The organism is Streptomyces africanus (assembly GCF_002150735.1).
In the GTDB taxonomy this organism is placed as follows: domain Bacteria; phylum Actinomycetota; class Actinomycetes; order Streptomycetales; family Streptomycetaceae; genus Streptomyces; species Streptomyces africanus.
In genome coordinates this window covers 1-624 of record NZ_MUKA01000719.1, presented here as the reverse complement: position 1 = coordinate 624, position 624 = coordinate 1, and the positions used below count along the sequence as shown (strand labels likewise).

At 68.9% G+C, this 624-nt stretch carries 1 protein-coding gene; it reads left to right on the top strand.

The window, feature by feature from the left end:
• The first annotated feature begins 137 nt into the window (after window positions 1-137).
• Entirely contained in the window at window positions 138-470 is a 333-nt protein-coding gene (locus CCL05_RS43640; protein WP_244204640.1) for a hypothetical protein, read from the top strand.
• Window positions 471-624 lie beyond the last annotated feature (154 nt).

The following is a 624-nucleotide window of genomic DNA, read 5'->3' as shown; positions in this document are numbered from 1 at the left end:
CCCCTACGGCCCCGCCGACGACCGGCCCCACGCCCACTCCCCCCTCGTCACCGACTGCCACACCGACTCCCACGGGCGGTACCGGCGGTGGCGGTGGCGGTGGCGGTGACGCCGAGCAGTGCACCAGCGTCCAGAACGTGCTGCTGCCGATCCTCCAGCACCTCTACGTGGCACACCTGGAGCGGTCCCCGGGCGAGCAGGTGCAGGACGCACTCGCACTCGACAAGTACATCAAGATGCACACGGTGTGGGTCGAGAGCATCCTCAAGCCCGCCGTCGCAGGCGGCGGCACGGTGCTCGACGACACCCTCAGCACGCTGCTGAACCACGTCAACAAGGCACATCTCGAGGAATCGCTCGGACAGCAGGTCACGGACCTGCTCAACCCCGACAGCTACGTGAAGATGCACACCGTCTGGGCCGGGCAGATGCTCACGCCCACCACGGACTTCCTCACCGACAACTGCTGACGGGACAGAAGGACGCCGCTCCGGCCGGGGCTCAGCCGGCCGGAGCGGCGCCCGCCCCATTCTCCACACCCTCCCCATGCTTCGGGAACCGCTTTCCAAGGAGACCGGGATGACGACCGTCACCCTGCCCACCGTCCCTCCCCCGCCACCGTCG